This is a genomic window from Micromonospora sp. URMC 105, from assembly GCF_051386295.1.
GTDB lineage: Bacteria > Actinomycetota > Actinomycetes > Mycobacteriales > Micromonosporaceae > Micromonospora.
Genome location: NZ_JBPQTL010000017.1, coordinates 41,008 through 60,640, shown reverse-complemented (window position 1 = coordinate 60,640; position 19,633 = coordinate 41,008). Strand labels below are relative to the sequence as shown.

Genomic DNA, 19,633 nt, shown 5'->3' with positions numbered 1-19,633 from the left:
GCACAGGGGGTGGGTCAGGGGGTGGGGGTGGCTGGTGGGGGGAGGGAGCCGAGGAGGCGGGTGACGGTGATCTCGATGACGACGCGTTCCGGGTTGGGGCGGGGCCGGCGGTAGCGCTCGGCGTAGCGGTCTTCGGCGTCGGCCACCGACGCCGGGTCGGTGCGGAGCGCCGCGCGCCCCTCGATGGTCAGCCACCACCGTCCGTCGAGGTGGCAGACCGCCACGGGCGTGCCGTCGGGACCGGCGGCGGCGACGTGCCGGGCCTTCGCGGAGCCGCCGGAGGTGATCACCCGGGCCAGCCCGGCGTCCGGGTCGAAGGTGACCCCGACCGGCACCACGTGCGGCGTGCCGTCGGCGCGCAGGGTGGTCAGCGTGGCGAGATGCCGCTCCCGGCAGAACGCGAGGACCCGCTCGTCGTGCGGGTCCAACCGATGGTCGCCGGCCATGTCCGTCCCTTCCGGTCCGGTGCTGCGCCGGCCCGCCCGATCATGGCACGGGGCGGCGTACCCGGTCCTGACCAGGGGGAGTGTCGGACTGGCCGGGCGACCGGAGAGCGTCCTTGCGACGCTGGTGGGCCAGCCGGGTCAGGTAGATCAGCGCCCCGGCGAGGATCCCCATGTCGTCCAGGAAGATCGGGTCGGGCAGCACGTCCACCGGGAAGATCGCATAGACCAGTGCGCCGTAGAAGGCCACCTTGCCCCCGACACCCAGCGAGCCGAGCATCCGGCGGGTGCGCACCACCCGGATCGCCAGCAGCACCGCGCCGACCAGCGTCGCCAGCGCCAGGATGGCGCCGACGAGGACCACCGTCTCGCGGGACATGCCGTCACGCTAGCCGAACCAGGCACCCGCCGCCCGCACGCGCCGCACGGACGGCCCTCGACCGGCGGTGTCCGTACCGCGCAGGTGGGTCAGTAGGCCGCGGCGGCCCGTCCCCGGGCGGCGCCCGTCGACTCCCGGGACGGCTCGGCCACCGGCCGCCGGGTCTCCGGCATCGGCACCACCGACTCGACCTCCTCCGGCCGGCGCTCCAGCGCCGCGAAGGCCTCCTTCCGCAGGCTGCCGGCCGCCGCGGCGGCCAGTTCGGCCGCGCGCCACGCCTCCCGCTCCCGCGCCACCGCGGCCCGGTGCCGGGCCGCCAGGTGGTCCCGGATGCCGCGGTGCAGCACCAGTTCCTGCTCGACCGGGTGCCGCCGCGGGTCCCAGCCGTTGCGGTGGGCGAAGACGTCGCTCAGCTGCTCCGCCGAGAGTTCCTTGCGCCGGTACGCCTCCAGCGCGGCCCGGTGCAGGTACCGCTCCCGGTCGGCGTACTCGGCCGGGGTGCGGACCGTCTCCGGCAGCGGCATGGCCGCGGCGGCGGAAAGCCGACGCACGTCCGCCTCGGCGGCCTCGTACGCGGCCCAGGCCGTCTCGACCTCCTCCTGAGCGGCCAGCCACTCGGCGCGCCGCCGCCCGGCGGTGGTCGACGCCCGCTCGGCGGCCACCGCCACCTCGCCGGCGTACCGGTGGCGTTCCCGTTCCTCCTCGGCCACCTCCATGGTGCTGGGCAGCGCGGCCTGCCGGATCCGCCCGGCGACGGCGGAGCGCAGCCAATCCGGACGGACGACCAGCGCGGCGACGGCGACGGCGGCGACGGTGAGCAGGAGCAGCCAGATCACGGCGGCGGCGGGGACGTCGGGCAGGACGGAGGAGAAGACGATCTGCATCTACCAGCACCTCACGGCGGGAACGATGGACGGGCGGGCCGGGGCGAGCGGGTTGCGGGCGTACCCGGGAAGGCGGACGGACCGCACGCGTCGCGACGGGCGCGAGGGTGGTCCGGCGCCCGGGTGGGCACCGCGGGGCTCAGCGCCGGGGCGGGCCGCGCCGGCCGGTGGCCTCCCGGACCGGGTCCGTCGTCACCGCCGGCGCGGTCGCCGCGAGCGGCCGGTCGGTGACGGCGTCACGCCGGGCCGGGATCGGCCGGGCGGGGGAGTCGATGCGCTGCTCGTCGGCCGGCCGGGTGGTGGCCGGCGGCTCGGCCACCTGGGCGACGGTCACGGCGGGCCCGGCCGGTGCGGCGGTGGCCGGACCGGTCGTCGGAGCGAACAAGCCGCCGAGACCGACCGCGAGCACCAGGGCGGTCAGCGCCAGCCGGGTCAGATCGCGCAGCGTCGCCCGCCGGAAGGGGCGGGTGGACGCTACGAGCAGCACGACTCCAACCTATCGCCACCCGCCGGAGCCTGCAGTGGTCCGACGACGTCGGCGGACGTGACCCGGGCCACTCGCTCCTGAGTGGATGGAGCGGGGTTCGCCGATGCGTCGACCCGGATGAGCCGACGCCGCCGCACGATCCGCCGATGCCGGGGCGGTCCCGGACGGCGGACGGCCCACCCGGAGTCTTCCGGGTGGGCCGTCCTCGTGCCGTCAGGTCAGCGATCGCCGCCGAGCACGGGCGGCGCGGTGTCGCCGCCGTCGTGCCACACCATCTCGTCCTCGGTGAGCCAGGTCAGCCGCTCGTCGTTCTCGTCCTCGCCGTGCTGCCCGCGCCCGCCGATCACGCCGCTGCGGCCGGCGCCGCCCGCCGTGGCCGCCCGGTTGGCGGGCGCCCCGCCGGTGCCCGGCCGGCCGCCGCCGTTGGCGCTGCCCACCTGACCCGAGGCCAGCCGGCCGGTGCCGGCGGCGGAGCGGTTCTCCATGCCGGTGACGCCGGTGCCCGGCCGGACCGGCGTCGCGGCGGACGCCCGGCCCGAGGAGGCCAGCGCGCCGGTGCCGAGCACCCCGCCGGCCGCGATACCGGCGGCGCCGAACGTCATGCCCGAGCCGGAGCCCGAGGCGCCGCCCGTCGCGGGCCCCGCGCCGGCCAGGCCCGCGCCGCCGGGCAGCGCGCCGCCGGTGAGCGGGTCGGCGCCGGCGAGCGAGGTGCCGGTGCCGACGAGGCCACCGCCGGTGACCGGGGTGGTCGTCGTACCCGTGCCGTCGCCCCCGGTGCCGGTGCCGGTGCCGCCGGAACCGGTCGTCGGACCCTGCGCCGGGTTGCTGGGGGTGGCGACCGTGGCGCCGCCACCCGGACCGCCGACGCCGGTGCCGGGCCCGGACGCCGGGCTGCCCACCGACGGGCCGGCCGTGGTCGTGGCGCCGGAGCAGTCGGCGTCACCGGGCAGCCGCGGCGGCGGGGCCGGCGGGTCGACGACCCGGCCGTACGAGGCGACCTCGTAGCCCGCGGCCAGGTCGCCCACCACCTGCACCATCCGCTGGTGGGCCTTCTCCTGCTCCGCCTTGTCCTGCTGGTGGCCCAGGATGCCGCCGACGATCATCCCCGGCACGCCGAGGATCAGGCCCTTGGTCGCCCCGTCCACCGCCTTGTCGTGGTCGTCGGTGGCCTCCGGGCTCTCCGCCTTGCCCTGCGCGGTGCGCAGCTGACCGGCCATCAGGGACAGCGCCTGCCGCACCTCCGCAGTGCCCTCGGCGAGCTCGGACGAGTAGCGCACGACCAGGGACAGCCGGTCGTGGAACTCCCGCGCGGCGTCGCCCGTCCAGGCCGGGGCCAGCTTCTCCAGATCGGTGCCGAGGTCCCGGGAGAGGTTGTCGAGCGTGTCCCGCAGGGAACTCCACTGGCTGGCCAGGTTGTCGATCTGCTGCGGGTCGCCGGCCTGCACCGCGTCGTAGAGCTCGCGATGACTGACATGCTGGTAACGCTGGGTGTACTCAGACACGACGGTCCCCCCGCTGCTTGAGCGCCTCGTTCACCCCGTTGAGCGCGGCCTCGATGTCGGCGGCGTTCGCCGCGTTGCGCGCCTCGGTGGTGCGGTAGTTCGTCATGATCGTCTGGGTGGCCGTCCGGGACGCCTCGACCGCGCGGCGCAGCCGGGCGACCCGCTCGGCGTAGCTCGCCTGGATCTCGCTGTAGCGGCGGGCGTTGCTGCTGGCGTCGGTGAACGTGCCGAGCGCGGGCGGGGTGCACTGGAGCTCGGTGTTCAGCTTCCGCAGCGCCGCCTCGGCCTGGGTGAGCCGCTCCGCCAACCGCTGGTGAAAGTCCTCCAAGGACAGAACGTCGACTGTCGTACGCCCGGTCATCGCAGCATCCCCGTTGTCCATAGTCGATACGTCGGCCACGCCCAGGTTAGTCGACCGGCGCCAGCCGGGGCGACCCGTCAACCCGCCGCCGGCACCCCTCAACCGCCCTGCGCCGGCGCCTCCGTGGCCGCCCGCACCGCCGGTGACGGGGTGCCCGAGGCGTCGCCCGGGGCGAAGTAGGCCAGCGCGGCGCGCCGCTCCAGCGTCGGGCCGGTCGGGATCAGCGACAGCAGGGACGCCGGTACGACCAGCGGCTTCACCCCGCCGTAGCCGAGCGCGGCGACCGCGTCGCCGGAGCGCTTGCCCAGCGGGTACCGCACCCCCTGCGAGCTGATCAGGTAGACCGTGGCGCCGGCCGCCGCCTCGGTGCCCTCCCCGGCGCCCGGGGCGGCCTGGACCAGCACCCCCTTGCCGCCGGGCAGCAGCACCTCCTCGGCGGTCTCGACGGCGTCGCGCGCGCCCTGCCGTACCCCGGTCGCGCCGTCGGCGCCGGACAGCTCCGCCGGCGTCCGGTCGTAGACCTCCAGGGTGGTGGTCGGCGGCCCGCCGGCGGCCCCCGGCCGGTAGCTCGCGCAGATCACCGTCTGCCCCGGGCGGACCTGGTGCAGCGCGGGCAGCGTCTGCGGCATGCCCTCGGGCTCCAGCCGCCGGCCGGACAGCTCGCCCACCTGGTCCGGGCTGATGTCGGTGACCTGACCGCCGTCGCTCTGCAACAGCAGGGCGCTCACCTCGCCGATCGAGACCAGGCCGTCGCGGGTCAGCACGTAGTGCGCGCCGGCGGCGCGGAACACCTGACCGATGCGGGCCGGCCGGCCGCCGACCGACCGGCTGCTCGGCGTGCCGTCGCCGTCGATGCCCAGCTCCCGCAGCACCGGCCCGGCCGGCACCGCGTTGAGCAGCTGCGCGCCGACGTCGAGGACGGTGGCGTTGGCCATCCGCAGCGCGGCCAGCGCCGGGTCCCCACCGACGATCTCGAGCCGGGAGCCGCCGGTGAGCAGGAAGCGTTGCCCGTCGTTGCGGACCAGCACCGCCCGGTCGCCCAGCGGCGTCCCGCCGGTCAGCGGCCGCTTGATCGTCACCCGGGTGGTCGACCGCCGGGAGTCGCCCGGGTCCGGCACGTTGCAGACCGACCAGGGGAGGCCGACCAGCGACTTGCGGTCCGGCAGCGCGTCCGGGGCGCCGACGATGCCGACGGTACGACCCCGGGGCCGGTCGGCGATCGACGCGCGGGACATCGTCCGGGTCGGCGGGTCGGCCTCGTCGAGGATCAGCCGGGCGGAGGTGTAGTTCAACGTCGGGTGCAGCACCCCGTCGGAGAAGACGTACGTCGCCCCGGTCTCCCGCTCGATGACCAGCGTGTTCGCCTCCAGCGGGGCGGTGTTCCCGGTGAACTGCCCGTACGCCCCCACCCCGCCGAGCACGATGGCGGCGGTGAGCACGCTGCCGATCACGGCCATGCCGAGGCGGCGCATCGGCAAGTTGGTGGTCTCGGGGTCGCCGGAGAGCAGCGCGGAGACGATGCGGCGGGTGACGAAGCGGTACGCCTGCACCTGATCGCGGCGGGTCCGCATGGTTGACCTCCGGCGGGGGTGGGTCCGCGACGATCAGGTCCGAACTCCGCCGCGGGCTTCCCTACGATAAGGGGCCGTGGGCGGGTCACCGCCGACCCCCGCCCGCCCTCCGGCACCGCACCGACCCGCCGGATGCCGATGATGTCCAGAAGGGACGCTCGCCGATGACGCAGCTCCAGGCGCCACCCGGTCGTACCCCCGCCGCTCCGGCCGTCCCGGACGACCGGCCGGTGGTGCCGGCCGACCGGAGTGGACGCGGCCGGATCGGTCCGGTCGCCGTCGGTCAGCTCGTCGTGCTGGAACTCTGCGCGTTCGCCGCCTGGGCCGCGCTCGGTGGGCCGGGCTGGGTGGTCGGCGTGGTCGGTGGCCTGGCCGTGCTGGCCACGGCGGCGGCCTTCGCCCGGCGCGGTGGCCGCTGGTGGTACGAGGACCTGCTGCTGCGCCGCCGGCTCGGCCGGCGCCGCGAGGAGGCCCGGGCGGCCGTCGCCCGGGGTGCCGTGGTCGATCCGCGGCTGGCGGCGCTTACCCCGGAATTGAATGTGATCGAACTCACCGAGCGGGGCACCCGGCTCGGCATCGGCCAGGACGGGCGCGGCTGGTTCGCCGCGGTGGCGCTGACCGGGCGGCCCGGGGCGGCGGCAGGTTCGATCGAGGCGGCCGTGGTGGACCGCGCCCTCGAGGTGCTGGCGGACTTCACCGGCCCGGTCACCCTCACCCAGGTGGTGTCACACACCCTGGTCTGGTACCCGGCGCCGGGCGCGCCGCCGGCCGCCCACCGGACGGTCTGGGTCGCGCTGCGCCTGTCGGTGCGGGACGCCCGTACCGAGGCGGTGACCCGGGGCGGCGGCATGCGCGGGGTGCACCGCACCGTCGCCACCGGCGTGGGCCGGCTGGGCAAGGCGTTGAACGCGGCCGGGCTGAGCCACCGGGTGCTCGGCCGCGACGAACTGCGCGCCGCGGTGATCTCGGCGGCCGGCCTCGACCTCGCCCCCGCCGCTCCGGTGGAGACCTGGACGGGGCTGCGCGGCGGCGGCTGGACCCAGCTCTGCCTGACCCTGCGCAAGCGGCCCGAGGCGTCGCTGGGCACCCTGGTGGAGGCGATCACCTCGACCTCCGCCCCGTCGCACACCGTGGCGACGGTGGTGGTGCCGGGCGGACGACCGGTGCCGCCGCTGCTACGCGTCGCCGCCATGGACGGTCACGTCGAGGCCCTGGTCAAGGTGGTCCGCGACATGGCCCGCCGGTGCGGCATCCCGGCCCGGCCGCTGGACGGCCAGCACGGCCCGGGGGTCTACGCCACCACTCCGGTCGCCACCGCGGCCGGCACGATCAGGGTCGGAGATTGACGATCCAGCCGTAGAGCCCGCACACCCAGAACGCCATCGGGACCAGCGAGACGATCAGCAGGATCTCGATGATGTCCAGGGTCCGGCCCCAGACCGGCGAGATTCGCTTGCCCGCCACGCTCAGGCCGTAGATCAGGCTGATCACCGCGGTCAGCAGCAGGCCGCCGAGGACCAGCCCGAGCCGCGTCGCCAGCGAGCCGCCGGCGAAGGTGGCCGCCGCGGTCAGCGCCAGGCCTACGGTGCCGGCGAAGAGCACCGGGGTGCGCTGGGCGCGCCCGATGAACGGCCGGGCCCGCAGCAGCGACAGCAGCGCCAGCACCAGGCAGAGCAGCACCGCCGGCAGCCGGCCGTTGACCGCGAGCACCACCTGACTGCCCAGCACCACCAGGGAGACCGTCCACAGCAGACCGGTGAGGAACGCGTCGGCGCGCTCGCTGAGCCGCAGCACCCGGCGGCCGTCGACCGTCTCGGTGTCGGTCTTCAGGTCGTCCGGACCGGTGGGGATGGACGGCACGGGGAGCCGGGCGAGCCGGTAGGCGATCATCGGCAGCGCCGGCAGGGTCGCGAACGCGACGGTGGCGACGATGGCGGCGGCGGCCGCCGCTCCGATGCCGAAGGCCAGCGACAGCAGCGCACCCAGGCCCAGCGCCCCGCCGACCGCGAGGGCCCCGAAGAACAGCGGCATCCGGTCACCGACCGCCAGCGCGGCGACCGCGCCGAAGAGCACCACGGCGGTGCCGGCCAGCAGCAGGTGCGGGCCGGCCAGTTCGGTCAGCGTCCGGTCACCGGCCAGCACCAGCAGGCCGCCGACCGCGGCGTACCCGAGGCCGGCCATGGCGAGCAGCGCGCCGGTGCGGCTGTCGCCGGCCGCCCGGGACAGCACCGCCGCGCCCACCACCAGCAGGACCGCCATCAGCAGGGCGGCCACCGCGCCGGGCAGCTGCGGCGGACCGGCGAGCAGCGTGACGGCCGCCCCGACGCCCAGCGTCACCGCGGCCAGCAGCACCGAGAACGACCGGGTGGTGCCGACCTGCCAGGTGCCCGGGCGCTGGTTGGTCGCCGTCGCGACCGCGTCCACCACGTCGTCGAAGACGATCTCCGGGGCCGCCGCCGCGCGCGGGTTGAAGTAGAGCACCTCGCCGTCGCGGACCCCGAGCTGCGCGGCGGTGCGGCCACCGTCGAGCGGCTGGCCGCCGAGCCGGGCCAGGCTCCAACCGCCGTGCCGTACGCCCTCGTCGGCGAGATCCTCGCCGGCGTACCGGAGCAGGGTGGGCAGCAGGTCTGCCAGCGGCACGTCGGAGGGGAGCGCCAGATCCATCCTGGTCCGGGGCGCCACGATGGTGATCCGGCTCAACCCGCCGGTCGCCGACTTAGTCGCCACTGTGGCCTCCTCGTGCGCTGTCAGATCCACTCCGGCCGGCGGCCTCGCCCCCGCGGGTCCACGATGCCCACGGGAGATTACCTACGATGGCGGTTACGTACGATGCCCACCCGACGACTCAGGTCGGTCGCGAAACCGCATCAGGGCCGCTTCTGGGGAGGAGACAGCCGTGAGCACGGTGGTGTTCCGCCGGCTTCCGCGCCAACCGGGTCCCGCGCTGCCGCGCGGCGAGGTGTTGCTGGAGTCCCCTCCGGAGCTGCCCGAACCGACGCCCCGCGGCATGGGTCAGCTGTTGATGATCCTGCCGATGGTCTGCGGTGTCGGCGCGATGGCCTTCCTCTACGCCGGCCGCGGCGGCGGCATGATGACGTACGTCGCCGGCGGCCTCTTCGGCGTGTCCATGTTGGGCATGGCGCTCGGCACGCTCGGCAACGGCGGCAACGACAAGGCCGAGCTGAACGCCGAGCGGCGCGACTACATGCGCTACCTGGCCCAGATGCGCAAGCGCACCCGGCGCGCCGCCGAGCAGCAGCGGGCCGCGATGACCTGGCGGCACCCGGAGCCGGACGCGCTCTGGTCGATCGCCGCCTCCCGGCGGATGTGGGAGCGGCGGATCACCGAGGACGACTTCGGCGAGGCCCGGATCGCCACCGGCCCGCAGCGCCTCGCCGTGGAGATCGTCCCGCCGGAGACCAAGCCGGTGGAGGACCTGGAACCGATGAGCGCGATCGCGCTGCGCCGGTTCGTCCGGGCCCACTCCAGCGTGCCCGAGCTGCCCACCGCCCTCTCCCTGCGGGCGTTCAGCCGGATCGTGCTGCGCGGCGACCGGGAGCCGGTGCTCGACCTGACCCGCGCCGCGCTCGCCCAGCTCGCCACCTTCCACGCCCCCGACGACCTGATCCTCGCGGTGGTCGCCGCGCCCGACCGGCAGCAGGTGTGGGACTGGGCCAAGTGGTTGCCGCACGCGCACCACAGCGCGCGAACCGACGCCGCGGGCGCGCGCCGGCTGGTCTTCGCCAGCCTGGCCGAGGCCGAGGAGTCGCTCGCCGCCGAACTGGCCGGACGGCCCCGCTTCTCCCCGGAGGCCAAGCCGCTGACCACCGCCCCGCACGTGGTGGTGGTGATCGACGGCGGTGAGGTGTCGGCGACCGCCCAGCTGATGGGGCCGGGTCTGCTCGGCGTCACCACCATCGACCTCTCCGGCACCGTGCCGCGCGACGCCGGCCGCTGGCTGCTCTGCCTGGACGCCGGTGACGGCAGCTCGCTGGAGCTGGTCCGGGGCACCTCCAGCTCCCGGCTCGGCACGCCGGACCGGCTCAGCGCGGAGGCCGCCGAGGGGCTGGCCCGGCAGATCGCGCCCTACCGGCTCTCCCAGCAGCAGGCCACCTCCGACGAGCCGCTGGCCCGCAGCACGGAGCTGCCCGACCTGCTCGGCGTCGGCGACGCGGCGGCGGTGGACGTGCAGCAGACCTGGCGGCCGCGCAGCCACCGGGACCGGCTGCGCATCCCGCTCGGCGTGGGCCCGGACGGCAACGTCGTCGAGCTGGACTTCAAGGAGTCGGCGCACGAGGGCATGGGCCCGCACGGCCTGGTGATCGGCGCAACCGGCTCCGGCAAGAGCGAGCTGCTGCGCACGATCGTCGGCGCGCTGGCGGTGACCCACTCGTCGGAGGAGCTCAACTTCGTCCTGGTCGACTTCAAGGGTGGCGCGACGTTCGCCTCGCTGGAGGCGTTGCCGCACACCAGCGCCGTGATCACCAACCTGGCCGACGAGCTGCCGCTGGTCGACCGGATGCGCGACGCGCTCGCCGGCGAGATGACCCGCCGGCAGGAGGTGCTGCGGGACGCCGGCAACTACGTCTCCCGGTTCGACTACGAGAAGGCCCGGGCCGCCGGTGAGCCGCTCGCGCCGATGCCGAGCCTGCTGATCATCTGCGACGAGTTCAGCGAACTGCTCGCCGCCAAGCCCGACTTCATCGACCTCTTCGTGATGATCGGCCGGCTGGGCCGGTCGCTCGGCGTGCACCTGCTCCTGGCCAGCCAGCGGTTGGAGGAGGGGAAGCTGCGGGGGCTGGACACCCACCTGTCGTACCGGATCGGTCTGCGGACCTTCTCGGCGGTGGAGAGCCGGATCGTGCTCGGCGTGCCCGACGCGTACGAGCTGCCGAACGCGCCCGGCCACGGCTACCTGAAGACCGACACCAGCACCATGCTGCGGTTCCGCGCGGCGTACGTCTCCGGGCCGTACCGGGCGCCCGGGGAGGGCCAGCGATCGTCGCGGGCTCTGGTGCAACGCCGGATCGTGCCGTACGGGGTGAACTTCGTGCCGGTGCAGGTCCCGCAGGCGCCGGTCGAGGTGGCCCCGGCCGAGGAGAAGCCGGCCGACGGCAAGGCCGTGGCGATGCTGGACGTGCTCATCGAGCGGCTCAAGGGCCGGGGCACCCCGGCCCACCAGGTGTGGCTGCCCCCGCTGGCCGACCCGCCGAGCCTCTCCGAGCTGCTGCCGCCGCTGGCCGTCCACTCGACCTTCGGGCTCTGCACCGCGACCTGGCCGGGCCGGGGGCAGCTCACCGTCCCGGTCGGCGTGGTCGACCGCCCGTACGAGCAGCGCCGCGATCCGATGATGGTGGAGCTGGCCGGTGCGGGCGGCAACGTGGTCATCGTGGGCGCCTCGCTCAGCGGCAAGAGCACCCTGCTCCGCTCGATGATCGCCTCGCTGGCGCTCACCCACACCCCGCGCGAGGCGCAGTTCTTCTGCCTCGACTTCGGCGGCGGCGCGCTGCGCAGCCTGGACGGGCTGCCGCACGTGGCCGGGGTGGCCGGCCGCCGGGACACCGAGGCGGTACGCCGCACGGTGGCCGAGGTGGTGGCGGTCCTGGACGACCGGGAGACCCGCTTCGCCCAGCACGGCATCGACTCGGTGGCCAGCTACCGGCGGCGCCGGGCGGCCGGCGAGTTCGCCGACGACCCGTTCGGCGACGTCTTCCTGGTGGTGGACGGCTGGAACACGCTGCGCCAGGAGTACGAGGAGCTGGAGCAGACCATCACCACCCTGGCCAACCGCGGCCTCGGCTTCGGGGTGCACGTGGTGCTGACCGCGGTGCGCTGGGCGGAGGTCCGGATCAACATGCGGGACCTGCTCGGCACCAAGCTGGAGCTGCGCCTGGGCGACGCCAACGAGTCGGAGATCGACCGGCGGGCCGCGGCGAACGTGCCGACCGGCGCGCCGGGTCGCGGTCTGACCCGGGACAAGCTGCACTTCCTCACCGCGGTCTCGCGGATCGACAACCGGCGCGACATCGACGACCTGTCCGAGGCGTCGGCGAAGCTGGCCCGGCACGTCGCCGACGCCTGGCCGGGCTCGCCGGCGCCCAAGGTGCGGCTGCTGCCCCGCAAGCTGCCCTTCGACGAGCTGCTCCGGGTGGCGGACCGCTCCGCGCCGGGCCTGCCGATCGGCGTCAACGAGGCGGCGCTCGCGCCGGTCCACCTCGACCTGGCGAACGAGCCGCACCTGACGGTCTTCGGCGACGCGGAGTGCGGCAAGACCAACGTGCTGCGGTTGATCGCCCGGGGCATCACCGAGCGGTACACCCCGGCCCAGGCGCGGATCGTGATCGCCGACTACCGGCGGGGCCTGCTCGGCGCCGTCGAGGGCGACCACCTGCTCGACTACGCGCCGTCGAACCAGGTGTTCAGCCAGGGCCTCGGGTCGATCCGCAGCGCCCTGCAGAACCGGTTGCCCGGGCCGGACGTGACCACCGCGCAGCTGCGCGACCGGAGCTGGTGGAAGGGACCGGACCTCTACATCCTGGTCGACGACTACGACCTGGTCGCCTCGGGCGGGAGCAACCCGCTCAGCGCGCTGCACGAGTTGTTGCCGCAGGCCCGCGACATCGGCCTGCACCTGATCGTCACCCGCCGGGTCGGCGGCATCGCCCGCGCCCTCTACGAGCCGGTCCTGCAGCGCCTGCGCGAGCTGGACTCGCCCGGCCTGCTGATGTCCGGCAACCGCGAGGAGGGGGCCGTCTTCGGCACGCTGCGTCCCAGTCCGCAGCCGCCCGGCCGGGGCACCCTGGTCCGGCGCCGCGACGGTCAGCAACTGATCCAGACCGCGTGGGTCGAGCCGGTGTGACGCGGTGACCAGCCTCGATCCGGTCACTCGCACCGCACCGAAGCAGGTCGATGGAGGGTAAGGGGTCGACGCCGGGCGACGGGTCCGTCCACAATGAGCTCAGGCGTGCGCCGTTCCCCGCCCGGGCAGGGCTGCGCGCGCTGGACACGGTGAGCTACCGTCTCTTACGGAGTGTCCGTCGGTGGGGTGTTGGCCTTGCCGCGGGGGAGGGCGCGGCAGTTACCGCCGCCACAACATGACGGAAGGGTGTGAAGCATGGCGTTCGAGGTCGAAGCAGCGACTCTGCATACCGCCGCGAGTGACGTGCGGTCCACGCGCAGCGAGGTCGACGGCGAGCTGAAGAAGCTGTGGAACGTGGTCGACGACCTGGCCATCGCCTGGAAGGGACAGGCGTCCACCGGCTTCCAGTCGCTGATGACGCGCTGGAACGAGGACACGGTCAAGCTGCTGACGGCGATGGACAGCATCGCCGACCTGCTCGACAAGTCGGGTACGACGCACCAGGTCAACGACGAAGAGCAGCAGCAGATGCTGGACAAGTTCCACTCTGCTCTCAACCCGTGATCCGCCGAGAAGAGCAGGGGAGGAAACCATGAGCATCAAGGTCGACTACGCAGTCCTCGAGAGCGCCAACCAGCAGATGCAGTCCATCTCGCGGACCATCGACGAGAAGCTGGACACGCTCCGGTCGATGCTGTCGAAGCTCCAGTGGGACGGCGAGGACCGGGCCGCCTACGAGCAGCACCAGGCGCAGTGGGACACCGCGGTCCGCGACATCAACCGCATCCTGAACGAGATCGGCGGTGCGGTCGGCGTGGCGCGCGAGAACTACGTCTCCACCGAGATGAGCAACGCCAAGGTGTGGAGCTGAGATAATCAGCCGTCGCGGCTCCGGTCCGGTTAGACCGGACCGGAGCCGCACTGCGTTGCGAGCCGTCGAGGTCCTGGGAGTGTCATGCGTACGCGGAAAAGTTCCCGGCCGGTGCTGAGGTCCACCGTGGCCACGCTGGCCCTGGTGGTCGCCGCCGGTACGGCGCCGCTGGTGACGCCGGCGCCGGCCCGTGCCGCCGACACGGTACGTGGCCTCCAGTGGTACATCGACGCGCTGAAGATTCCCCAGGCTCACAAGATCTCCAAGGGCCGTGGGGTGGTCGTCGCCGTCCTCGACACGGGGGTCGAGCCCGAGGTCCCCGACCTGCGTGGCCAGGTGCTCCCCGGCTACGCCACCGGTGCAGACGGCTCCGCGAAGGGCTGGGGCACCGACGACAAGATCGCGCACGGCACGGCAATAGCGGGCGTCATCGCCGGACGGGGCGGCGGCCCGATGCGGCAGTTGGGCATCGCCCCGGAGGCCAAGATCCTGCCCATCTCCGTCGGTGACCGGCTCGACGTCGGTGAACTGGCGGAGGGCATCCGCTGGGCTGCCGACAACGGTGCCGACGTGGTCAACATCTCGCTGGCCGTCAAGACTGGCGCGACGCCGGACGACGTGGCCGCCGTCCGCTACGCCCTGGACAAGAACGTCGTGGTGGTCGCCTCCGCCGGCAACACCAAGCAGGGCTACTTCAAGATCGGCTCGCCGGCGAACATTCCCGGGGTGATCGGGGTGACCGGCCTGGGCAGGGACGGCTCCTTCTCCGGCGGCAGCGTACGGGGCCCGGAGGCGGTGCTGGCCGCGCCGATGGAGGAGATCATCACACCGCTGCCCACCTCGGTGTCCGACAACGGCTACGGCGTCAGCAGCGGCACCAGCGAGTCGGGGGCGATCGTGTCCGGCGTGGCGGCGCTGGTCCGGGCGAAGTACCCGGACCTGGACGCGCCCAACGTGGTGAACCGGCTGATCCGCACCGCGCAGGACCAGGGCACCAAGGGCCGTGACCACGAGTACGGGTTCGGGGCGGTGGACCCGGTGGCGGCGCTGACCCGCTCCGTGCCGGCCGTGTCGAGCAACCCGCTGCTGGCCGGGGCCCCCGCCGGCGGTGACGGGGAGCAGCAGGCGCAGCCCCTGCCGGCGCGGACGAAGGACGACGGCCCGGCCGTCGCGTTCGGGGTGAAGAACGGCGCCGGTGCGCTGATCCAAGGTGCACTCTGCCTGCTGGTGCCGATCGCGGTGGCGATCCTGGTGATCGTGCTGGTACGCCGGTCCCGCCGCCGCCCGGCCACCCCCACCGCCGGTCCCGGCTACCCGCCGCCGCCCGGTCACCCGAGCTCCGCCGGTCCCGCCGGGGCGCCGGGCACCGTCCCGGGCGCCCGGGGCCCGTATCCGCCCGCAGCGCCGCAGGGTGTGCCCGGCCCGTATCCGCCTGCGGTGCCGCAGGGTGTGCCCGGCCCGTATCCGCCCGCGGTGCCGCAGGGTGTGCCGGGTCAGGTGCCGCCGCCGGGGGCCTACGGTCCGCCCGGTGCGGCACCCCAAGCGCCCTGGCCGCAACCGGGGGCGACGCCCCCACCGCCGCCGGCCCCGCCGGGCTCCGGCGCCCACCACCAGTAAGCCAGGAAGTCTGTCGGCGACGGGGAGGAACCGATGACGGACGACAGGACGCAGCAGTCGGACAGGGTCGAGATCGACACGCCCAACGTCCCGGTGGCACCGACCATCACGCCGTTCGTCTACTACGACGGCGTCTCGATGGACAACGTCAACAAGGCGCACCGGCCGACCGGCCTCACCCCCGCCCCAGGCGGGGCGGGCGCCGAGACCGAGTGGGACGCCACCAGCCTCGACAAGGCGATCAAGTGGCTGGACGACCACGCCGATTTCCTCAACCAGCAGTCGTACAAGATGGAAGAAGACATCCGCAAGTGGATGCGCAACGCCGCCGGTGGGGCGGCGGCGGTGGGCGGCGGCGGTGACAAGAGCCCGCTCGGCAGCTTCGAGCGGGCCAACGCCCTCGCCGCCAAGCACGCCGGTCTGTACGACAGCACCCAGACCCGGTTGCGCGAACTCGCCCGCGAGCTCTGGAAGTCCGCCAACGCGCTCCGAAAGGTCAAGGAGAACTACGACACGGCTGAAGAGCGCAACCGGATGAACGCCAACCAGATGGAGAACGCCTTCAACAGCGCGTCCAGCCGCGCCGGGAAGAACTGAGTCGGGGGAGGCGGCAGATGCCGAGTTGGGAAGAGATGTGCCAGCAGATCGTCATCGACGGCAGGCCCGGTGACGTCACCAGTGCCGCCTTCGGCTGGGAGCAGCTGCTGAAGAACCTCACCACGGTCAAGCAGAACCTCGAGACCAACGTCAAGGACCTCGGCGAGACGTGGAAGGGTCCGGCGTACGAGGCGTTCAAGACGCACATCGAGGGGATCGCGAAGAGCACCGGCGAGGTGGTCGCCGACGCCGAGAGCCGGGGCGGCATCGTGAACTCGCTGAAGGACGCCGCCGACAAGCTCAGCGCTGCGCAGGCCGAGTTCCCGGTCCCGGCGAGCTGCGTGAACGACGTGCTGGAGGCCCGCAACGCGCGGATCACGATCAGCGCCGGGTTCTTCGAGATGAAGGTCAAGCCGGACTTCCTCGGCCTGGCGGACCCGATCAGCTCGATGGTCGACTGGTTCAACGACAAGACCGACGACGCCAACCGGGTCTACGGTCAGGTCAGCGGCCAATACCTGGCGATCGACTCGAACCTGGACGCGCCGACCAGCAGCACCACGCCGGCGGTGAGCACCGACTTCACGAAGCCGGAGCTCGGCGGTGGTGGCGGCGGTGGTGGCGGCGGTGGCGTGCCGGACATCGGTGGCGCACCCTCCACCGGCGGCCTCGGCGACAGCCCCTCGATGGGCGGCGTCGGCTCGCCCCCCGGCATCGGTTCGGGAGGCCCGGGCACCGGTTCGGTAGGCCCGGGCATCGGTACCGGCACCCACCCGGACCTCTCCTCCGGCACCGGCGGCTACCCCGGCGGCGGCACCGGCAGCCTCGGCGACGAGTACGGCAGCGGGCTGGCCGGGGCCGGCGGCGGCGTCGGCACCCTGCCCAGCTCGGGCCTCGGCGGCGGTGGCCTGCCCGCCACCACCGGTCTCGGTTCCGGCGGTGGTGCCGGTGGCGGCCCCGGTCTTGGCGGTGTCGGCGGCATGATCCCCGGCGGTGGTGCCCTCGGCAAGCCGGTCAGCACCGGCATGCCCGGGATGATGGGCGGCGCGGCCGGCGCGGGCGCCGGCCGGGGCGGCGCGGGCCGCGGCGCCGGCCGACTCGGCGGCGGCGTGGGCGGCATGGGCGGTATGGCCGGCGGCATGGGCGGTGCGGCCGGTCGCGGTGGCGCCGGGACCGGCAAGGCCGCGGCCGGTGGTGTCCGGGGCGGCGCCGGCGTGAAGGGCGGCGGCCTGGCCGGGATGGGCGGGGGACACGGCGCCGGCTACGGCGAGGAGGAAGCTCCCCGCAACACCTGGCTGGAGGAGGACGAGGACGTCTGGGGCGCGGACGGCGACGCCGCACCCGGCATCCTGCGCTGAGCTGCGGCACGGAGCGCCGTCCACGACCACGTGGGCGGCGCTCCGCCGTTCGCGCCGTCGGCCGTCGGCCGTCGGCGGTCGGAAACGGCTGTCGACCGTCGGCGGTCCGGGCGGAAATCGCCGGTCGGTCAGGCGTCGGCCGGCTCGGTGCGGCGGCCGGGCCGCCACCGCCGCTGTCGGCCGAGGGCGATGATCGGCCGGGCCGCCAGCAGCGCCGCGGCGAGCACCGCTGCGGCCCCGGCGGCCCAGAGCGCCACGGTGCGCTGCCGGCCCAGCGGGTCGTCCGCCGCGTCGGGTGGTGGCAGCGCCCCGGCCGGCGCGGCGCTGCGCGGGGTGCCGAGCAGGCTGGTCAGCGCCCGGTACGGGTTCACCACCCCGTACCCCAGCTCGGGGTTGTGCCCCTCGGGCGGGCTGTCGGCGGTGCGGGTGAGCCGGTAGGCGACCTGTTCCGGGGTGAGCTCGGGCTGGGCCGAGCGGAGCAGCGCCGCCGCACCGGAGACGTACGCGGCGGCGAAGCTGGTGCCGCCCTGCGGCTCGGCGAGGTAGCCCGGGCCGCCCGGGGCCGGTCCGACGATGTCCAGCCCGGGCGCGGCGATGTCCACGTAGTTGCCGCTGACCGAGCTGCCGACGTGACCGCCCTCCCGGTCGACCCCGGCCACCGCGATCACGCCCGGGTACGCGGCCGGGTACGCCGGCAGGTCCTGCTGCTCCTGCTGCCGGTTGCCGGCGGCGGCCACCACCACCACGCCCTTGCCGAGCGCATAGTCGACGGCGCGGGCGAGTTCGGGGTGGTCGACCGTGACCAGCGACAGGTTGATCACCTCGGCGCCCTGGTTGACCGACCAGCGGATCGCGGCGGCGATCTGCACGGGCAGGCCGGGGTCGCTGGTGCGCTGGGTGTCGGGCAGCACCCGGACCGGCAGGATCCGGGCGGCGGGGGCGATCCCGCTGTACGGGGCGCCGGTGTCGTCCCGCCCGGCGATGATCCCGGCGACGATGGTGCCGTGGCCGGCCTGATCGCACCGCCCCTGCATCCGGGCGAGGCCGTTGAAGTCCTGGCCCTCGCGCACCTGCCCCTTGAGCAGCGGGTGGGTGGGGGAGACGCCGGAGTCGATCACCGCCACGGTGACCCGCTCGCCGCGGGTGATCCGCCAGGCCGACGCGGGGTCGAGCCGGCGCAGCGCCCACGGCGTCTCGGCGGGGGCGGCCCCACCGGCGGGGCCGGGGCAGCTCGGCGCCGCCTCGGCCGGTGCCGGCGGCAGCACGAGCGAGGCGAGCAGGGCCGCCAGCACTCCACCGAGGACGGTCCGGGATGGACGCCCGGGCGTCTCGGTCCCGGCCGGTCGGAAGCTCTCGCGCACGCGCTGAGATTACCGCCGCCGCGCCCGTAGCGGGGCGACGGGCGACCCGGCCCTCTCGCGCCCGGCGCGGACCGGCGGAGGGTCGGTCCGCGCGGCGCGGCGGCGCTCAGGAGGTGGACTCGGCCGGCGAGCTGGTGAAGAGGGCGAGCAGGTCGCCCACCTGGCGATCGGCCTCGGCCGGGTGCCGGAAGTGGCCGCGCGGGTTGACCGTGTACTCGTTGCGCCGGCCCACCCGGGTGCGGCGCAGGTAGCCGCCGACCTCCAGGTCGGCGACGATGGCCTGCGCGGCACGTTCGGTCACTCCCACCTCGTCGGCGACGTCGCGGAGCCGGGCGGTGGGGTTGCGGGCGATGGCGAGCAGCACGTGTGCGTGGTTGGTGAGGAACGTCCAGTTCCGGGTGCTCCCGTTCCGCGCAGTCGTCGCCATCCCGTCATGGTAGGGCCAGCCGGCCGACGTTTCCGCCCTGGCCTGCGTGCAACCGGAGCCCGGCCGGTGGGCATGGCGGCGAGACACGGTGCCGGCGTCGCCGCAATGTATGAAATCCATATCACGTATACCTTGACGTATCTTTCACTGCGTGTGACGGTGGGCGGCGAGGCCGCCTCCGTCGCCGGCCGGCTCTGATCAGGTCGATCTCGCGAGGGACCGAGGTGAGTCAATGACCCTGACCGATCCGACGCAGGCACTCGCCGAGCTGCACGCCGGCAACCGGCGCTTCGTGACCGGCGCGCCGCGCCACCCCAACCAGGACTCCCGGCACCGGGCGGCCGTCGCCGACGGTCAGCACCCGTTCGCGGTGATCGTCGGCTGCTCCGACTCCCGCCTCGCCGCCGAGATCATCTTCGACCGGGGCCTGGGTGACCTCTTCGTGGTCCGGACCGCCGGGCACACCGCCGGGCCCGAGGTGCTGGGCAGCGTCGAGTACGCGGTGAGCGTCCTGGGTACCCCGCTCGTGGTGGTGCTCGGTCACGACTCCTGCGGTGCCGTGCAGGCCGCCCGGGACGCGGTACGGACGGGCGCGGCCCCCGCCGGGCACCTGGGGGCGGTGGTGGACGCGGTGGTGCCCAGCCTCCGGCGGGCGGCCGAGCAGGGCATCGACGACGTCGACGGGATCGTCGACATCCACATCGGGCACACCGTGGAAACGCTGCTCGGCAAATCCGCCGTCCTGGCCGACGCGGTCGCCGCCGGGCGCTGCGCGGTGGTCGGCATGTCGTACCGGCTCGCCGCCGGCGAGGTGCGCACGGTGGCCGCGGTGCCCGCCGACGGGTCCGCCGCCGTGCCGGCCCAAGCCGGCCAGGCGAGCGCCGTCACCGGCTGACACCCCCGACGCGACGAGGGC

18 protein-coding genes are annotated in these 19,633 nt (G+C 74.6%); 8 read left to right on the top strand and 10 right to left on the bottom strand.

The features are described 5' to 3' along the window. Window positions 1-14: 14 nt before the first annotated feature. The 7 genes from ACSNN7_RS08735 to eccB form a co-directional block, all read right to left on the bottom strand. Window positions 15-446, bottom strand: coding sequence for a PPOX class F420-dependent oxidoreductase (locus ACSNN7_RS08735; RefSeq protein ID WP_436680159.1), 432 nt, complete (start codon window positions 444-446; stop codon window positions 15-17). Window positions 447-486: 40 nt separating this feature from the next. Further along, the gene (locus ACSNN7_RS08730) at window positions 487-822 is read right to left on the bottom strand and encodes a hypothetical protein (RefSeq protein WP_436680158.1); all 336 of its coding nucleotides are present in this window, start codon (window positions 820-822) and stop codon (window positions 487-489) included. Window positions 823-911: 89 nt separating this feature from the next. Beyond that, on the bottom strand, window positions 912-1,706 hold the full coding sequence (locus tag ACSNN7_RS08725) for a hypothetical protein (protein ID WP_436680157.1): 795 nt from the start codon (window positions 1,704-1,706) through the stop codon (window positions 912-914). Between the two features lie 139 nt (window positions 1,707-1,845). Then, window positions 1,846-2,193: a hypothetical protein gene (locus ACSNN7_RS08720; RefSeq protein ID WP_436680156.1), complete on the bottom strand. Its 348-nt coding sequence runs from the start codon at window positions 2,191-2,193 to the stop codon at window positions 1,846-1,848. Window positions 2,194-2,411: 218 nt separating this feature from the next. Further along, window positions 2,412-3,695, bottom strand: coding sequence for a WXG100 family type VII secretion target (locus tag ACSNN7_RS08715; RefSeq protein ID WP_436680155.1), 1,284 nt, complete (start codon window positions 3,693-3,695; stop codon window positions 2,412-2,414). Continuing rightward, on the bottom strand, window positions 3,688-4,023 hold the full coding sequence (locus tag ACSNN7_RS08710) for a hypothetical protein (protein WP_436680154.1): 336 nt from the start codon (window positions 4,021-4,023) through the stop codon (window positions 3,688-3,690). Before ACSNN7_RS08710 ends, ACSNN7_RS08715 begins: the two co-directional genes overlap by 8 nt. Window positions 4,024-4,154: 131 nt before the next feature. Then, window positions 4,155-5,627: a type VII secretion protein EccB gene (eccB, locus tag ACSNN7_RS08705; protein ID WP_436680153.1), complete on the bottom strand. Its 1,473-nt coding sequence runs from the start codon at window positions 5,625-5,627 to the stop codon at window positions 4,155-4,157. Between the two features lie 164 nt (window positions 5,628-5,791). Between eccB and ACSNN7_RS08700 the strand changes: the two genes are divergently transcribed. After that, window positions 5,792-6,973, top strand: a complete 1,182-nt coding sequence (locus ACSNN7_RS08700) for a type VII secretion protein EccE (protein ID WP_436680152.1) — start codon at window positions 5,792-5,794, stop codon at window positions 6,971-6,973. Here ACSNN7_RS08700 and eccD read toward each other — a convergent pair. Beyond that, the gene (gene eccD, locus ACSNN7_RS08695) at window positions 6,957-8,354 is read right to left on the bottom strand and encodes a type VII secretion integral membrane protein EccD (protein ID WP_436680151.1); all 1,398 of its coding nucleotides are present in this window, start codon (window positions 8,352-8,354) and stop codon (window positions 6,957-6,959) included. The two genes, ACSNN7_RS08700 and eccD, sit on opposite strands and share 17 nt — an antisense overlap. Window positions 8,355-8,523: 169 nt before the next feature. On the opposite strand from eccD, the gene eccCa reads away from it, so the two are divergent. The 6 genes from eccCa (at window position 8,524) to ACSNN7_RS08665 (ending at window position 16,929) form a co-directional block, all read left to right on the top strand. Beyond that, entirely contained in the window at window positions 8,524-12,486 is a 3,963-nt protein-coding gene (gene eccCa, locus ACSNN7_RS08690) for a type VII secretion protein EccCa (RefSeq protein ID WP_436680150.1), read from the top strand. Between the two features lie 255 nt (window positions 12,487-12,741). Further along, the gene (locus tag ACSNN7_RS08685) at window positions 12,742-13,050 is read left to right on the top strand and encodes a WXG100 family type VII secretion target (protein ID WP_030329557.1); all 309 of its coding nucleotides are present in this window, start codon (window positions 12,742-12,744) and stop codon (window positions 13,048-13,050) included. 28 nt (window positions 13,051-13,078) lie between these two features. Further along, window positions 13,079-13,357 (top strand): WXG100 family type VII secretion target, encoded by a 279-nt coding sequence (locus ACSNN7_RS08680; protein ID WP_436680149.1) that lies wholly within the window; start codon window positions 13,079-13,081, stop codon window positions 13,355-13,357. An 84-nt stretch (window positions 13,358-13,441) separates the two neighbouring features. Next, window positions 13,442-14,974 carry a S8 family serine peptidase gene (locus ACSNN7_RS08675; RefSeq protein ID WP_436680148.1) on the top strand — a complete coding sequence of 511 codons (1,533 nt, stop codon included), beginning with the start codon at window positions 13,442-13,444 and terminating at the stop codon, window positions 14,972-14,974. Between the two features lie 33 nt (window positions 14,975-15,007). Further along, window positions 15,008-15,571 carry a hypothetical protein gene (locus tag ACSNN7_RS08670; protein ID WP_436680147.1) on the top strand — a complete coding sequence of 188 codons (564 nt, stop codon included), beginning with the start codon at window positions 15,008-15,010 and terminating at the stop codon, window positions 15,569-15,571. A gap of 17 nt (window positions 15,572-15,588) precedes the next feature. Next, window positions 15,589-16,929, top strand: a complete 1,341-nt coding sequence (locus ACSNN7_RS08665) for a WXG100 family type VII secretion target (protein WP_436680146.1) — start codon at window positions 15,589-15,591, stop codon at window positions 16,927-16,929. A gap of 128 nt (window positions 16,930-17,057) precedes the next feature. Here ACSNN7_RS08665 and mycP read toward each other — a convergent pair whose 3' ends face one another. Both mycP and ACSNN7_RS08655 read right to left on the bottom strand, forming a co-directional pair. Continuing rightward, window positions 17,058-18,290: a type VII secretion-associated serine protease mycosin gene (mycP, locus tag ACSNN7_RS08660; RefSeq protein WP_436680145.1), complete on the bottom strand. Its 1,233-nt coding sequence runs from the start codon at window positions 18,288-18,290 to the stop codon at window positions 17,058-17,060. 106 nt (window positions 18,291-18,396) lie between these two features. Continuing rightward, the gene (locus tag ACSNN7_RS08655; RefSeq protein ID WP_436680144.1) at window positions 18,397-18,717 is read right to left on the bottom strand and encodes a helix-turn-helix transcriptional regulator; all 321 of its coding nucleotides are present in this window, start codon (window positions 18,715-18,717) and stop codon (window positions 18,397-18,399) included. Window positions 18,718-18,949: 232 nt separating this feature from the next. On the opposite strand from ACSNN7_RS08655, the gene ACSNN7_RS08650 reads away from it, so the two are divergent. Continuing rightward, a complete protein-coding gene (locus tag ACSNN7_RS08650; RefSeq protein WP_436680143.1) occupies window positions 18,950-19,612 on the top strand; it encodes a carbonic anhydrase in 663 nt (220 codons plus the stop codon). The last annotated feature ends 21 nt before the right edge of the window (window positions 19,613-19,633 follow it).